The sequence below is a fragment of the Salmonella sp. 32020114201800008SM genome (assembly GCF_017572025.1).
GTDB classification, from domain to species: domain Bacteria; phylum Pseudomonadota; class Gammaproteobacteria; order Enterobacterales; family Enterobacteriaceae; genus Salmonella; species Salmonella enterica.
Genome location: NZ_JAGEQM010000001.1, coordinates 175,499 through 191,049 on the forward strand (window position 1 = coordinate 175,499; position 15,551 = coordinate 191,049).

Sequence of the window (15,551 nt, forward strand, 5' to 3'; positions counted from 1 at the left end):
AGGCAGACATTATTTAAGTTCGTCGACCAGAGTCACAGCGCGACCGATATAATTTGCCGGCGTCATGGCTTTAAGGCGCGTTTTTTCTGCTTCCGGCAGGGCCAGGCTATCAATAAACTGTTTCATTCCTTCGGCATCGACACGCTTGCCACGGGTCAACTCTTTCAGTTTTTCATATGGTTTTTCAATACCATAGCGGCGCATGACGGTCTGGATCGGTTCGGCTAATACTTCCCAGTTGTGATCCAGTTCGTCAAGCAGATGATCGCGGTTTACTTCCAGCTTGCTGACGCCCTTCAGGGTGGACTGATAAGCGATAAGCGCATAGCCGATGCCGACACCCAGGTTACGCAGAACGGTTGAGTCGGTCAGATCGCGCTGCCAGCGGGAAACCGGCAGTTTGTTTGCCAGATGGTGCAATACTGCATTAGACAGACCGAGGTTGCCTTCTGAGTTTTCAAAGTCAATGGGGTTAACTTTATGCGGCATGGTAGAAGAACCGATCTCCCCGGCGATGGTTTTCTGTTTGAAATGGTTCAACGCAATATAGCCCCAGACATCGCGATCGAAATCGATCAGGATGGTGTTAAAGCGCGCGATACAGTCAAACAGTTCCGCAATATAATCATGTGGTTCAATCTGGGTGGTGTAAGGGTTCCACTGGATGCCCAGCGAGGTGACGAACTCTTCGCTGAACTGATGCCAGTCAACTTCCGGATAGGCGGCGATATGCGCGTTATAGTTGCCTACGGCACCGTTGATTTTACCGAGGATCTCCACCTGGTTGAGCTGGCGGAACTGACGCTCCATACGATACGCCACGTTCGCCATCTCTTTACCCAGAGTGGAAGGCGTTGCCGGCTGGCCATGGGTGCGGGAGAGCAGAGGAATGTCGCGATACTGCGTGGCGAGATCTTTAACCGCGTTAATCACCTGACGCCAGTAAGGCAGGATCACTTCATCGCGCGCGGTTTTGAGCATTAACGCGTGCGACAGGTTGTTAATGTCCTCAGAAGTGCAGGCAAAGTGGATAAATTCGGAAACGTCATGTAGCGCCGGGATCGCGGCGACTTTTTCTTTAAGAAAATACTCAACCGCTTTCACATCGTGATTCGTGGTGCGCTCAATGGTTTTAATGCGCGCGGCATCTTCTTCATTGAAGTTTGCCACAAGCGTATCCAGGTAACCGTTTGCGTCGGCAGCAAAAGCAGGAACTTCCTTGATCGCTGCGTGCGCGGCTAATTTCTGCAGCCAACGTACTTCGACTTGTACACGAAATTTCAGCAAACCGTATTCGCTAAAAATTCCGCGCAGCGCGCTGACTTTATCGCCGTAGCGTCCATCGACAGGGGAAACGGCGGTCAGTGAGGATAATTCCATAGATCATAACTCCGGGGTTAAATGAGCAAGAATTTGTTTTGCCTGAGTCGTCAGGCGATGACGAGAAAACATAAGCTGTAGGCGACCACCGCCTACCTGATGCCAGAGCACGGCTGCACGGATGCCTGCCAGTAGCGAGGCGCGGACTTTGGCCTGCACCTGCGGACTTTGCAGAACGGCCGGGGAGCCCGTCACCTGAATGCGCGGGCCCAATGGGCTAATCACATCCACGTAGATGCCCGCCATGGCGCTCATTAACGTGTCTGACTGTAAATCAAAATGGTCAAGCTGGCGCTGCAGGCCGTTAATGCGATCGCCTAACGTATTCAACGCGCCTTTGGCGGATGACAGCTTGCGCTCCAGCACCATCAGGCTAAGCGTATAACGCGTCAGTTCGGCGTTAAGTCCTTGTCGGCTGCTGGCATTCAGCACGCCGAGCAGTGTTTCCAGACCAAGACGCAGGTTAGCTTCGCTGCCGCCGAACACGCCCAGAGTAGAACTGGGATTCATATCAATGACACTGTTGAGTGAAACGTGCAACGCGTCGGCATCACAGTGCCCCTGGTGCGCCAGTTGTTGCACCAGGCGTGCCGACTGGCAAATGCCAGACAGCGCGAGGGTGATGTCATAATAATTCTTTGCCACAATCACTGCTTCCTTGTATCAAATAAAATACACTTCATCTTTTAAGCCGCTTTGAGGCGACTTGAATGGTGTTGTGTATTGAATAATCAGACCGTCAGCGGCAGTCGCTGCTCGATAATGCCGCCGCCCAGGCAGACTTCGCCGCTGTAAAAGACAGCGGACTGGCCCGGCGTAACGGCGGCAACCGGCTCGTCAAAAATGACCTCGATACGATCGTCATCCAGCGCGTTAATCGTGCACGGAATATCGGTCTGGCGGTAGCGGGTTTTTACCGTACAGCGCAGGGTGCCGGTGAACGGTTCGCGATCGACCCAATGTAGCTGCTGGGCGATGAGGCCTACCGACATCAGACGTGGGTGCTCATGCCCCTGGGCGACAATTAACACATTGTTTTCAACGTCTTTATCCACCACATACCAGGGGTCTTCGCTACCGTCTTTGGTGCCGCCGATTCCCAGCCCTTTACGCTGACCGAGCGTATGATACATCAGACCCTGATGCTCGCCGATTTCATCGCCGTCAACGGTAATGATTTTCCCCGGCTGCGCAGGCAGATAGCGCCCTAAAAAGTCGCGGAATTTGCGCTCGCCGATAAAGCAGATACCGGTAGAATCTTTTTTCTTGGCGGTTACCAGCCCCAGATCTTCGGCGATTTTACGCACCTGCGGTTTTTCCAGCTCGCCAACCGGGAACAGACTTTGCGCAATCTGCTCATGGCCAAGCGTATAGAGGAAGTAGCTCTGATCTTTGTTGCCGTCGAGCCCGCGCAACAACCGGCTTTTGCCGTTTACATCCGCGCGGCGAACGTAGTGACCGGTGGCGATATAGTCGGCGCCTAAATCTTCTGCGGCAAATTCAAGGAAGGCTTTAAATTTGATCTCTTTATTGCACAGAATATCCGGGTTCGGCGTACGGCCCGCTTTGTACTCTTCAAGGAACAGTTCAAAGACGTTATCCCAATATTCTGCGGCAAAATTAACGGTATGCAGTTCAATGCCAAGCTTGTCGCACACGGCCTGCGCGTCAGCCAGATCGGCTGCCGCGGTACAGTATTCCTCACCATCGTCCTCTTCCCAGTTCTTCATGAACAGGCCTTCTACCTGATAACCCTGTTGTTGCAACAGCCAGGCGGAAACGGAGGAATCGACACCGCCGGACATGCCGACGATCACTTTTTTTGGGCTTTCTGACATTGGAATACTCGCGACATTGAACTTCAAGGCGGCGTATTCTATCACGCAGCCCTTTACTTGACACCCTCTGTAAACGGCCAGTTAAATTCGCCCACTATAGATAAGGGGTAACGTTGTCCCGTTTGATAACTGCGAACGCTTTCAGCCACCAGCGGAGAACGTAAATTCGGCGCGTTCAGAATCTCGTCGGCGCTCACCCAACGGCAGCAATCGATGTCATTGTCATGGGGTTCGGTCGCGCAAATATGATCAAGCTTGATAGCGAATAAAAAGCGCAGGAACGGGGTCTTATCCGGCGCAATCCACTGATGCATACGGATAAAATACTGTGGTTGCGCCGTGATGCCAGTCTCTTCCCACAGTTCACGCGCGGCGGCCTGCGCCAGCGTTTCATCTGCCTCCAGGTGTCCGGCAGGTTGATTCCATAACGATTTACCGTTGATGGTCTCTTCCACCACCAGAAATTTATCTTCGGCATGTACGATGCAGGCAACGGTCACGTGCGGCTTGAACATAGGCATCCTTATTAAAGCGGTTTATCAATGTGGTCATAGATCGCGTCAAGCTGTTTCAGACGCTCGTTATAAGCTTTTGTCAGGCAGGTGACGTCGGCCTTGCACTGCTGACGCTGTTTAAGCCAGCTCTGCTGGGCGTCCTGCAGCGCGCCGCGACTGCCCATCGCGAACAACCCTTTCAGAAGCTGATATTTGGTGTGCATTTCCACGTCTTTATCATTCAGCATCAGGTGCGCGCAGATAGCCTTTTCATCCGCAGCCTGCGCTTTCTGGCAGTCGAAGCTGGCCGCATTAACGGATAACGGTGTTAATAAAGCAAAAGCTATGAGAAGCCGTTTCATCTGTCTTTCTCCTGTGCGATCTCGCGCCACTGTCCATTATCGAGGCCGTTGAGCGTGTAGTCGCCCATGCTGTAACGAATTAATCGTAGAGTGGGATGACCGACATGCGCTGTCATGCGTCTTACCTGGCGGTTGCGGCCTTCATATAAGGTGACTTTTAGCCAACTGGTGGGAATATTCTTCCGTTCGCGAATCGGCGGGGTGCGCGGCCACAGCCAGTCAGGCTCCGCGACAATCTCAATACCGGTGGGCAGGGTAGGGCCATCGTTGAGCGTGACGCCAGTACGAAGCGCCTGCAGCGCTGCATTATCCGGGATGCCTTCTACCTGAACATAGTAAATCTTGCCGGTACGTTTGCCCGGTTGCGTGAGGCGCGCCTGCAGCGCGCCGTCATTAGTCAGCACCAAAAGCCCTTCGCTGTCGCGGTCCAGGCGGCCTGCGGCATAAACGCCTTGCACAGGAATAAAATCTTTTAACGTGCGGCGACCTGCTTCATCCGTGAACTGCGGCAACACATCGTAAGGTTTATTGAACAAAACCACGCGTTTTGGCTGGTTTTCTTTCCGTGATTTAGATGCTTGTCGTGAGCTGAATCGCTTAACGTAGTGATTTCTAAAAGAAGTTTTTTGCATGGTGTTTTCAGAACTTATTAATTGCCGCATTATAGCGCAATAATGAGTGTCTTTCATGGCGGCAAACAATAGGGTAGTATTGACATGCTCATTACAAAACATTAACAAAAAATTGCTCTAACGCAGTCGTGCAGCAGGACGCCATTGCACATGCAGCGCGATGACAGACGAGCAAACCAGAAGCGCTCGAAGGAGAGGTGAATGGAAAGCAAAGTAGTTGTTCCGGTGGAAGGTAAGAAGATCACCCTGCAAAACGGCAAACTCAACGTTCCTGAGAATCCGATTATCCCGTTTATTGAAGGCGATGGTATCGGTGTTGATGTCACTCCAGCCATGCTTAAAGTGGTCGATGCCGCCGTCGAGAAAGCCTATAAAGGCGAGCGTAAAATTTCCTGGATGGAAATTTACACCGGAGAAAAATCCACACAGGTTTACGGCCAGGATGTCTGGCTCCCCGCTGAAACCCTTGATTTGATTCGTGATTACCGCGTAGCGATTAAAGGTCCGTTGACCACGCCGGTTGGCGGCGGTATTCGCTCTCTGAACGTTGCCCTGCGTCAGGAGCTTGACCTGTACGTTTGTCTGCGTCCCGTTCGTTACTATCAGGGCACGCCAAGTCCGGTGAAACATCCGGAGCTGACCGATATGGTCATCTTCCGTGAAAACTCTGAAGACATCTACGCCGGAATTGAATGGAAAGCTGACTCTGCAGACGCTGAGAAAGTGATCAAGTTCCTGCGCGAAGAGATGGGCGTGAAGAAAATTCGCTTCCCGGAGCACTGCGGTATCGGTATCAAACCGTGTTCTGAAGAAGGCACTAAACGTCTGGTTCGCGCGGCGATTGAATACGCTATTACCAACGATCGCGATTCCGTCACGCTGGTACATAAAGGCAATATCATGAAGTTCACCGAAGGCGCGTTTAAAGACTGGGGCTACCAGTTGGCGCGCGACGAGTTCGGCGGTGAGCTTATTGACGGCGGTCCGTGGCTGAAAATTAAGAACCCGAACACGGGTAAAGAGATCGTGGTTAAAGACGTTATCGCCGATGCGTTCCTGCAACAAATCCTGTTGCGTCCGGCGGAATACGACGTTATCGCCTGTATGAACCTGAACGGTGACTATATTTCCGATGCCCTGGCGGCTCAGGTTGGCGGTATCGGTATTGCACCGGGTGCGAATATCGGCGACGAATGCGCGTTGTTTGAAGCGACTCACGGGACTGCGCCGAAATATGCGGGCCAGGATAAAGTCAACCCAGGCTCCATTATTCTGTCTGCGGAGATGATGCTGCGCCACATGCAGTGGTTCGAAGCCGCAGACCTGATTGTTAAAGGTATGGAAGGCGCGATTGCCGCGAAGACCGTGACCTATGACTTCGAACGTCTGATGGACGGCGCTAAGCTGCTGAAATGTAGTGAGTTTGGTGACGCGATTATCGCGAATATGTAATAACGATAATTGTTAAAAACAAAAACGGGGACTTAACGTCCCCGTTTTTATTATTAGTATTCGAACGGTTATCAAAACTTTATCAAAACTCCCTCAATTCAGACCGCAATAGTAGTTCATCCTTTACCCCGATCGTCATGATAACCTGAGACCCCCCTGAAAGCTGATAGTTACCGATTTTGATTGTAGTGGTTTTCTTTATAATGTGTGGTTTGGCTATTTTTTGAAAGTGCCTTACCAGATTTATTGTTATTATCAGGATAATTTTTTAATAAAAAGTGATGGTTTATTGACTACAATAGTGGGTAGGTTAAGTATTTTATAAAATTATTAGCATGCTTTATTTGCTTTTCTACAAGGCTGCTAAGAAGTGTTGAAATATCAGCCTGATAAAGAATACGTCAGCGAAAGTGAATGCTATATTAGTCATAAAAATTCAGGAGACATATGCTCAAACCTATCTGCCATAGTGGAAGTATAAAGGTTCCGGAATATCTGGAAACAGATAAGGAAAAAAATGCCGGACGTACTCCACTGTCTTCAGACATTCAGCAAGTTAGAAATGTTGTTGAAGATGTTCCGCCATTTCCAGAAAGCAGAACGGCGAGAGGTTCTGTAAGCGCAGCGTACAGGCTTTCTTTTGACGAAGTGTTTTGCGGTCTCAGCAATGAAGAGCGTAAAAAGGTGTATGGTCGCCTTTTTGGAAAACAAGTACTTGCGCATATTCATTCCAGGTGTCAGCGCGACGCTGACATAATAAGAGAAAAAGCGCTCAGGCGGATAAGCCGTGAGTGTGGTACCGAAATAGATTGCACTCTCTTGCTAAATAAGATGGTGGATATTTTACAAAATGCCCGGCTGACAATAAATTTTAATGCGGCAAAAATTGACTTTGTCTCTCTCTTAAAAAATAAAGAATATCTGAACTCTTATGCATTAGGTTGCAGACCAGGAGATTTACCTGCTTATAATGTCGGACGTGATTCAGTTGAAACTAAAGCATTTGAACTGGAGAGGCTTGCAGATTCACCTTATGCCCCATATGGTCAGACAGGCGGTTTTTCCGTAGCATATACTCCCAACAGTAGAACTTTTAGCCCTACAAGCAGACCAATTTATGCTGCACTGGACTTTCTGAACGGTGAAAATGGAGGTGCCAGCGCCTATGGAAAATCATTTTTTGAATTAAATGATAATGTAAAAACAAATTGTACATTATCACCTTTTGATATCTACGGCCACAGATTTGGCCTGGATACGAGTAAATTATCTACATTTTGGCATATGGAGAACCTGATTGCATCCTGTCAAAATGATTTTTTTGGTTATAATTGCTTTAAGAGTTTGGTTAAAATGGCTAAGGACGAAAAATTTTTAGCTCATTCTAATTATGGTAAAGGCTATGAAGGGAATTATATAGAGGCTCATATTCATGGTGATGTATGTTTATTCAGAGATATAAAACACGTTTATTTGTCTTTGCAAGAAAACTCTTACTCGAAAAGTCAACTATATGATTATGCAAAACAAATAAACCAGGCGCTTAATAGAGACTGCATAATATTATATTGACAAGCTTATTATCAGTCTCTTTAAAAGAGCTTTAAATGATCATGAGCGCATACTTCTTGAGGTAGGCAGTAACTGCTTTTATATTTATTATCTCAGGACCGTTCTGGCAGATACCTGTGTGGCACTTTAGTGTGGTCTGGCAAAATAGAGGAATATGGACCAGCAGAAGCGCCTGCTGGCTGCTTTTCACTTAAAATGCTGGACTTCACCGGTGCTTCAGATGAAGCGACCTTCACAGTCATCAAGTGGCCTGTATTACCACAGGAGTGATTTACTGGCTATCGATATTCCTGCTCATATCAATGACAGTATTTCGCTCTTTCCCGTACATTGCTCTCCCGACCAGCTCACGGTCCAGTACATGACAGTCCTTTTCCACTTCGCTACGCCTAATTTTTTTTAGTTGCTCTGTTTTATTGCGCTGAATTTGTACCTCAAAACAATAATTTTAAATACTTATTTGAATATTTTTTTTATGATTTTTTCACGAAATGAGTAAAAAACAAAATGAAGAATGATATAAATAATTAATGCAATAAAAAATGATATCACACCAATTGATGGTCCTGTTTTGTATACGAATAACATGCATAAAAATATAGCAAATAGATCAAGGGAAATATCCGCGATGAAATCAGTAATTATTTTGAAAAAATTCTTCATATTACCTCTTTAAAATATCTATTTTATTCATCATTTTTAGGTCGGGCAGTGCTCGAAATTCTCACGTACAACGTATACGCTCCGGTTTCTGCGCGCTGCCCGGCTTCACACTGGCTCCAACAAGTACGCCCGCTGGAATAGATTCCTGGCGTCACATAACTTCACCTGGTTATCCACAAAAGACTCAATAAATAAACATCTTGAGTACGAAAAATTACAGTGTCAGAGAATGAAATAGCGATTCGCTGTCTTCAAGCAGTGCCTTAGTACCTGGCACGCGCTCTTTCGCGCTATAATTTTTATCAATGTTTGTATCGTCTGCTATTTTTTAAATGTCTGCTGTATTTCGTTCATCTTTTCAGCTGCTTTTTTACGCTGACTTTCAATGTCTTTTCTCGATTGTTCAACAAGTTGCTGTGCTTTTTCGGCTTCTTTTTTTGGGTCGAAAGGTTCTTTGATCTCATATCCGGCAATAGAACCATCCTTATTTAAGGTCATTACCGCACGTGCTGTATTTTTAGCAGTGATGGTAATGTCATAGACGAATTCGCCATTATGAGCTATCTCTGCTCGTACAACGATATCGCTATCTTCCGTAACGGAAATGATGCCACTGGCGTTAGCACGTTTAATTGTTTCCTGAATACGCTCTGGTATAATGCTGAAATTGATCGAGTCGAATTTGAATAAAGCCTCTTTTAGTGCTTCTTGTTTTTGCTCCTCTGTTATAGTGCCAAAGATGGTTAAGTTGACAGGCGAAGGTCCCCCCCAGTAGCCGTTGTTAAATTTAAACATCTCTACTTTAGCAGGGGTGTTAACGCTTTGTCGAATGAATGAATACCCGCCCTTGAAGAAACGGACTTCAATAATCGCAAGATTGGCTCCACCTTTTGCGTTGATATTGGCAATAGCTTTTTGCATTTCGGCTTTGTCGTAAAAGAACATTGATTGCTGGTGCTCTTTTTGCTGGATTTTTTGCATGTATTTCTCTTGATTTTTTTCAGCTTCCGCCATGGCATCTTTATCGTTATCACAGGCGCTAATTAGAGTTGCCGCGATGAAGGTAATCGGAAGTAAGAGATTTTTATATGTAACATGTATTTTATTCATGTGAAGTATTTCCCTTTTTTATATAAAATAGATAGTCTTGACTGGTCGAGACTATCCTGGAAACATAGTAATAATGCGTGTGCATATCTGCAGTAAGTTTTAGTTATGCTGGTTTTATTTCGGATTTTTACCTGTTACTTTTTGTTCGTAAATAGGTATTTTACGTATTGATGATAAGTTTAGAACCTATCCCAGTAGGCGTAATCGTTAAAGCCAGTTTGGCGAATAAAAGAGTCTAATGGGATAGGCTCTTAATAAACAACAAAACCAAACGTACTTTCAGATTTCAGGCTGGAATGCGCACAAGCTGATTGTTGATAAGGGCTACTCATACCGACAGGCCAGTGAAGCGATGAATGTCGGTTCCACATACCGGTCTGAGGTATCAACAACAACATGTTCTGAGTGGTAGCGTTTGCGTTATATCGTCACAGACAGCGCCTCAGGGCGCTGTTTTCGATCGGACATGTCGCTTTCGCAGGAGGGGACGTTATTCGGCGACCAGCCACATATCAGCCTCTTCAAACATCTCTTCCAGCATACGGTGCAGCCGTTCTTTCTCGGTTTTTGTACAGTCACTGTTTAATGCGTTCGCCTGCATTGGCTTAACTTTCACTTGCGCATCGGGAAAAAGTTGATGTACGCGTTTTGTGAGTTCATTGAGGATGATTTCGCGTGCGCCTGGCAGACCTTCAACATTTCGCTTGTCATAAACGAGTTCGACGAACATCGCCATTTCCTTTTTACTGGTTGGATGACCAGTATTTAATCTGGGTATACAACCCGTGTCAAGGTTTAGCCGCCGTTTTGTCATCCTGACGTTGCGGACGTAAATGAAATTGACCGTATATGGAAGTAAAGGTCGCTAACCTGTTAGCGTGTCATGAGGTTAGCGGCTCTCTCTTCACAGCGGTGTCCTGCTACCTGATGGTAAATTCCAGGGCGCGACTAAAATCGCAATCGGCCAACACAACAGGGTCGCCTTTTCTGACAATAATGCTATTTGTGCCCAGGCATTTTCGGCTCTGTTTCCCCTTAATTTTGTTATCATCAGTGAGCCAGCGCTGGTTATCATTACCCGTGCATGAATAAAGAATGATTGGTGTGCCTTCTTTTGTACCTTGTCCTGCGGCATCCAGACATTTCTCACCCTGCGTGATTCTGTCTCGGTGAAATGAGAAAAGCTGAGATTGCACATGCTTACACTCCCGCAGCGTCAAACGATTCTGTTGATCTGGGCCTGCATCAAGGCACAGACCATCAGTTGTCCGAATTTGTTCCGCGTCATTTATGTAATAACCACCGGAATTAATCTGGTTTTGTGTAATGACCGGGAACGACAAATTAATACTATAAGGTGTGGGTAAGCCGTTCGTCGTACATCCACATAAAATAGAGGAGAGGCAGAGAACCAGTGTGGTTTTTCCTGAAAGCAAAGTCATTCAATTATTACCCTAAAAATAAATAGCGTTACAACTATATTGGCGATTTATACCCACTGAATATGACGTAGCATTGAGCGGCAATAGAGATAATTCCGATAGAATCACATAAATACTTCGGTTAAATGCGCGCAGCCAGCCACTCCTGTGACGATGGGTATATAGCGTTAAATACTTTTGCAATATTAGATGCTATCACAGTGAAAAACGGCTGTACATTTCTTCACGTTAAACAAAGTGAGAAGGGGGGGCACCCGATATATGATAAAAGAGGTCACAGGAGTCATTAGCAAAATAAATCTTTTAGATTTTCGCCACTGAAAACATTCTGCAGCCTTTCAGGCAAAGCCTCATAGCAGGCTGCGGAGGTAGACGTACTCGCTAAATTTTTCTGAAAAAATGCCGGGTGACGAATTATGAAAGATAAACGTTGGCGGCGGTAGGTCCGCGGAGGCCATTAATACGACAAAACTCAACGCGTATACCGGGGATAAGCGCTTCTGTTTCGTGTTGGCGACATGCTGAAATGTGGACCTGAACATCTTTGCGTCCATCGGAGGGGGTGATGAGAACTTTACCGCTCTTACAATCAAAGGTTTTGACAATTCCTGTCATTTTACGAGACAAACAAATTCCTTAATGGGGATAACGAGGCGCACTATACACGTCAGGAAAAATAATGCCAGCTATATTTGATGGCAATCAAGATTTCCGGATGGCTAAAAGTAGTCGTTCGGCACCATTGTAGATAAATAACATTATGTTCTGGAGAAAGTATTCCCTTTCCTGGCGTCATTGACTGGTGCGGACATCATGGGTTTTGTCGTCGGGCAGGACGGTGAACTAATCTGCCTGGCTTGCTTTTTATCAGTATTTGTAGGTGGTTGCGGGGTTTTACTACCAAAATCGTAGATAAAAATATCCCATGATGCCTGTTGTAAACCAGAACAATGGCCTGAACTGGCCAAAACATGGAATGAAAAAATAAGTAATGACCAAAGCATAAAAGCATGATGTTTCATAGCACCTCCTGTTATATATAATGACTTGTGAAGTTCATCTCCTGAATTATGGAACGTCATTGACATTTTTTATTCAACGAAGAGTTAACCACTCTTAATAATAATGGGTTTTATAGCGAAATAGACTTTTTTATCGCGTGTTCAATATTTGCGTTAGTTATTATTTTTTTGGAATGTAAATTCTCTCTAAACACAGGTGATATTTATGTTGGAATTGTGGTGTTGATTCTATTCTTATAATATAACAAGAAATGTTGTAACTGATAGATATATTAAAAGATTAAATCGGAGCGGGAATAAAGCGTGCTAAGCATCATCGTGAATATGATTACAGCGCCTGCGATGGCATATAACCGTATTGCGGCTGGAGCGTCACGTGAGGACTGTGAAGCACAATGCGATATGTTCTGGTTATATGGCGAGTTTGCTTAATGACATGTTTTTAGCCGATCGGTGTCAGGTTTCTTAATGTGGTTGTGAGATTTTCTCTTTAAATATCAAAATGTTGCATGGTGGGTTTGTTGTTCTATAGTGGCTAAACACTTTATGGTTTCTGTTAAATATATATGCGTGAGAAAAATTAGCATTCAAATCTATAAAAGTTAGATGACATTGTAGAACCGGTTACCTAAATGAGCGATAGAGTGCTTCGGTAGTAAAAATATCTTTCAGGAAGTAAACACATCAGGAGCGATAGCGGTGAATTATTCGTGGTTTTGTCGATTCGGCATAGTGGCGATAACTGAATGCCGGATCGGTACTGCAGGTGTTTAAACACACCGTAAATAATAAGTAGTATTAAGGAGTTGTTATGAAAAATATTATTTTATCCACTTTAGTTATTACTACAAGCGTTTTGGTTGTAAATGTTGCACAGGCCGATACTAACGCCTTTTCCGTGGGGTATGCACAAAGTAAAGTTCAGGATTTCAAAAATATCCGAGGGGTAAATGTGAAATACCGTTATGAGGATGACTCTCCGGTAAGTTTTATTTCCTCGCTAAGTTACTTATATGGAGACAGACAGGCTTCCGGGTCTGTTGAGCCTGAAGGTATTCATTACCATGACAAGTTTGAGGTGAAGTACGGTTCTTTAATGGTTGGGCCAGCCTATCGATTGTCTGACAATTTTTCGTTATACGCGCTGGCGGGTGTCGGCACGGTAAAGGCGACATTTAAAGAACATTCCACTCAGGATGGCGATTCTTTTTCTAACAAAATTTCCTCAAGGAAAACGGGATTTGCCTGGGGCGCGGGTGTACAGATGAATCCGCTGGAGAATATCGTCGTCGATGTTGGGTATGAAGGAAGCAACATCTCCTCTACAAAAATAAACGGCTTCAACGTCGGGGTTGGATACCGTTTCTGAAAAGCATAAGCTATGCGGAAGGTTCGCCTTCCGCACCGCCATTCACAAAACAGGGCTTCTTTACCAGTAACACGTACCTGCCTGTCTTTTCTCTCTTCGTCATAGTGACGCTGTACATAACATCTCACCAGCATAAGCACAGATAAGGGGTTGTGGTAAGCAATCAAGGTTGCTCAGGTAGGTGATAAGCAGGAAGGAAAATCTGGTGTAAATAACGCCAGATCTCACAAGATTCACTCTGAAAAATTTTCCTGGAATTAATCACAATGTCATCAAGATTTTGTGACCGCCTTCGCATATTGTACCTGCCGTTGAACGACTACTGAAAAGTAGCAAGGTATGTATTTTATCCAGGAGAGCACCTTTTTTGCGCCTGGCAGAAGTCCCCAGCCGCCACTAGCTCAGCTGGATAGAGCATCAACCTCCTAAGTTGATGGTGCGAGGTTCGAGGCCTCGGTGGCGGTCCAATGTGGTTATCGTATAATGTTATTACCTCAGTGTCAGGCTGATGATGTGGGTTCGACTCCCACTGACCACTTCAGTTTTGAATAAGTATTGTCTTGCAATCCTGTTACAGAATAATTTCATTTATTACGTGACAAGATAGTCATTTATAAAAAATGCACAAAAATGTTATTGTCTTTTATTACTTGTGAGTTGTAGATTTTTCTTATGCGGTGAATCCCCCTTTGCGGCGGGGCGTCCAGTCAAATAGTTAATGTTCCTCGCGAACCATATTGACTGTGGTATGGTTCACCGGGAGGCACCCGGCACCGCAATTTTTTATAAAATAAAATTCACACCCTATGGTTCAGAGCGGTGTCTTTTTACATCAGGTGGGCAAGCATAATGCAGGTTAACTTGAAAGATATGATCAATAGCAGAAACCAGTGATTTCGTTTATGGCCTGGGGATTTAACCGCGCCAGAGCGTATGCAAGACCCTGGCGCGGTTGGCCGGTGATCGTTCAATAGTGCGAATATGAATGGTTACCAGCCGCTGCGAATTCTACCTGGGTCACTTAATAAAGCAAAACATTTAAACGCTCAACAACGACAATTCAGACAGTTCGAACTTTTCTTTAAAAATAGGATTAACCATGCTTAAAAGTGGTTACTAATTAGCCATTATACTACGGTAGTGATTCACATATTCTTTAACGTTACGTTACAGGAAGGTTGAAGTGGAAATGCCTGATGAGCCTTCAGGCATTTCTTAAGGTTAGTTAGCTAAGGAACAGTTACTGAGAACAGGTTTATCATCACCTTCCACCAGTTCAGCCGTTTTGCCTTTGGTATAAAGTTTATAAGTATAATTTTTGTCTATGGCTTCGTAATTTGCTCCGGAGGCCATTTTCATTAACCGCATCGGGATCATCTCGTTTACCTGACTGATAATCGCATAGGCGTTTCCAGCCTCGGTGTTGACGTAAATCACCTCCATAACCTGGTTATCATTACAGGTGTATATAGATTTAGAAATCTCCTGCGAAGCTGCTATAGAGGTGGTACTGGCGCTAAGCGCAGCGAGAAAGAGGGTAAATGGGATCAATTTACGTTTCATCATTAGTATCCTTTGTGCATAAAATTGTCGTTAATTCCCTGAAGAGCGGGAGATAAAGCGGCATCAATACGATGAATGCTGTAGTATTCCTGTTTACTGACGAAAAGTGCGCCAGAAAAGCGTATTATAATTTATCCATCACTGACATATGTGATGAGTAGACAAATCTTAAAATCATAAACTATAGGCTGCAAATCATTATGGCGCGATGGAAAATGATTGTCACCACTGCTCAATACTATGGCATAAAAACCGAAGAAAACGGTACTGTTCACTGTCTCGTTTCATACGGTATCTGTCAGTGAAACTATTTCTTCAAATGATGGTCTTTTTATTATCGATCAGATAATGGCATCAACAGGGGTTATTCAGGAGTATATGTGAAAAAGTGGCTTATAGGAGGGATATTGATCGCAAGTTTTCTGACCGGTTGTCTGATGTGGCACAACATTGATAAATGGTTTAATAAAGATATCGAAGTTTTCTACGCCGGAGACGATAACTAAAACTCCTGTCAGTTGGCAACGGGTGTCATATCTTCAGGTATGGCGCCCGGAGCAGCCGGGCGCAAATTGTAGGTGTATAAATGTCATTTCATTAAAATTTTAGCGACAACATGGACAGTCACTACCGCGTGCTAGCGACCCTCTGA

17 protein-coding genes and 1 tRNA gene are annotated in these 15,551 nt (G+C 45.2%); 5 read left to right on the forward strand and 13 right to left on the reverse strand.

All coding sequences use genetic code 11. From position 1 onward, the window contains the following. Positions 1-9: 9 nt before the first annotated feature. The 6 genes from purB to rluE form a co-directional block, all read right to left on the reverse strand. Positions 10-1,380, reverse strand: a complete 1,371-nt coding sequence (gene purB / locus J4613_RS00880) for an adenylosuccinate lyase (RefSeq protein ID WP_000423763.1) — start codon at positions 1,378-1,380, stop codon at positions 10-12. A gap of 3 nt (positions 1,381-1,383) precedes the next feature. Then, positions 1,384-2,025 carry a high frequency lysogenization protein HflD gene (hflD, locus tag J4613_RS00885; protein WP_001519653.1) on the reverse strand — a complete coding sequence of 214 codons (642 nt, stop codon included), beginning with the start codon at positions 2,023-2,025 and terminating at the stop codon, positions 1,384-1,386. An 86-nt stretch (positions 2,026-2,111) separates the two neighbouring features. After that, a complete protein-coding gene (mnmA, locus tag J4613_RS00890; RefSeq protein ID WP_000004540.1) occupies positions 2,112-3,218 on the reverse strand; it encodes a tRNA 2-thiouridine(34) synthase MnmA in 1,107 nt (368 codons plus the stop codon). A gap of 53 nt (positions 3,219-3,271) precedes the next feature. Then, entirely contained in the window at positions 3,272-3,733 is a 462-nt protein-coding gene (locus tag J4613_RS00895) for an NUDIX hydrolase (RefSeq protein WP_021000251.1), read from the reverse strand. Between the two features lie 11 nt (positions 3,734-3,744). Next, positions 3,745-4,074 (reverse strand): lysozyme inhibitor LprI family protein, encoded by a 330-nt coding sequence (locus tag J4613_RS00900; protein ID WP_111742380.1) that lies wholly within the window; start codon positions 4,072-4,074, stop codon positions 3,745-3,747. Then, positions 4,071-4,736 carry a 23S rRNA pseudouridine(2457) synthase RluE gene (gene rluE, locus J4613_RS00905; RefSeq protein WP_053299355.1) on the reverse strand — a complete coding sequence of 222 codons (666 nt, stop codon included), beginning with the start codon at positions 4,734-4,736 and terminating at the stop codon, positions 4,071-4,073. Before rluE ends, J4613_RS00900 begins: the two co-directional genes overlap by 4 nt. A gap of 171 nt (positions 4,737-4,907) precedes the next feature. On the opposite strand from rluE, the gene icd reads away from it, so the two are divergent. Continuing rightward, entirely contained in the window at positions 4,908-6,158 is a 1,251-nt protein-coding gene (gene icd / locus J4613_RS00910) for an NADP-dependent isocitrate dehydrogenase (protein ID WP_000444506.1), read from the forward strand. 447 nt (positions 6,159-6,605) lie between these two features. Beyond that, positions 6,606-7,730 (forward strand): type III secretion system effector SopF, encoded by a 1,125-nt coding sequence (gene sopF, locus J4613_RS00915; RefSeq protein ID WP_000917268.1) that lies wholly within the window; start codon positions 6,606-6,608, stop codon positions 7,728-7,730. Positions 7,731-8,186: 456 nt separating this feature from the next. Here sopF and J4613_RS22840 read toward each other — a convergent pair whose 3' ends face one another. The 6 genes from J4613_RS22840 to pagD form a co-directional block, all read right to left on the reverse strand. Then, positions 8,187-8,393, reverse strand: coding sequence for a hypothetical protein (locus tag J4613_RS22840; protein ID WP_000787625.1), 207 nt, complete (start codon positions 8,391-8,393; stop codon positions 8,187-8,189). 321 nt (positions 8,394-8,714) lie between these two features. Then, positions 8,715-9,503, reverse strand: a complete 789-nt coding sequence (locus J4613_RS00920) for a hypothetical protein (protein WP_001033398.1) — start codon at positions 9,501-9,503, stop codon at positions 8,715-8,717. Positions 9,504-9,993: 490 nt separating this feature from the next. After that, the gene (msgA, locus tag J4613_RS00925) at positions 9,994-10,233 is read right to left on the reverse strand and encodes a virulence protein MsgA (RefSeq protein WP_000497451.1); all 240 of its coding nucleotides are present in this window, start codon (positions 10,231-10,233) and stop codon (positions 9,994-9,996) included. A gap of 190 nt (positions 10,234-10,423) precedes the next feature. Continuing rightward, the gene (locus J4613_RS00930) at positions 10,424-10,945 is read right to left on the reverse strand and encodes an RICIN domain-containing protein (protein ID WP_001520581.1); all 522 of its coding nucleotides are present in this window, start codon (positions 10,943-10,945) and stop codon (positions 10,424-10,426) included. A gap of 414 nt (positions 10,946-11,359) precedes the next feature. Then, on the reverse strand, positions 11,360-11,572 hold the full coding sequence (gene cspF, locus J4613_RS00935; RefSeq protein ID WP_080192073.1) for a cold shock-like protein CspF: 213 nt from the start codon (positions 11,570-11,572) through the stop codon (positions 11,360-11,362). A gap of 131 nt (positions 11,573-11,703) precedes the next feature. Continuing rightward, positions 11,704-11,967 carry a virulence protein PagD gene (gene pagD / locus J4613_RS00940; protein WP_001535993.1) on the reverse strand — a complete coding sequence of 88 codons (264 nt, stop codon included), beginning with the start codon at positions 11,965-11,967 and terminating at the stop codon, positions 11,704-11,706. Positions 11,968-12,778: 811 nt separating this feature from the next. On the opposite strand from pagD, the gene pagC reads away from it, so the two are divergent. Together pagC and J4613_RS00950 are read left to right on the forward strand one after the other, a co-directional pair. Then, the gene (gene pagC, locus J4613_RS00945) at positions 12,779-13,336 is read left to right on the forward strand and encodes a virulence membrane protein PagC (protein WP_000789471.1); all 558 of its coding nucleotides are present in this window, start codon (positions 12,779-12,781) and stop codon (positions 13,334-13,336) included. Positions 13,337-13,726: 390 nt separating this feature from the next. Beyond that, positions 13,727-13,803: transfer RNA gene (locus J4613_RS00950), tRNA-Arg, on the forward strand. A gap of 754 nt (positions 13,804-14,557) precedes the next feature. On the opposite strand, the gene J4613_RS00955 is transcribed toward J4613_RS00950, so the two are convergent. Beyond that, complete coding sequence (locus J4613_RS00955) at positions 14,558-14,902, reverse strand: c-type lysozyme inhibitor (protein ID WP_000977725.1); 345 nt, start codon at positions 14,900-14,902, stop codon at positions 14,558-14,560. 377 nt (positions 14,903-15,279) lie between these two features. On the opposite strand from J4613_RS00955, the gene J4613_RS00960 reads away from it, so the two are divergent. Then, complete coding sequence (locus J4613_RS00960; RefSeq protein WP_000758947.1) at positions 15,280-15,405, forward strand: lipoprotein; 126 nt, start codon at positions 15,280-15,282, stop codon at positions 15,403-15,405. Positions 15,406-15,551: the final 146 nt, after the last annotated feature.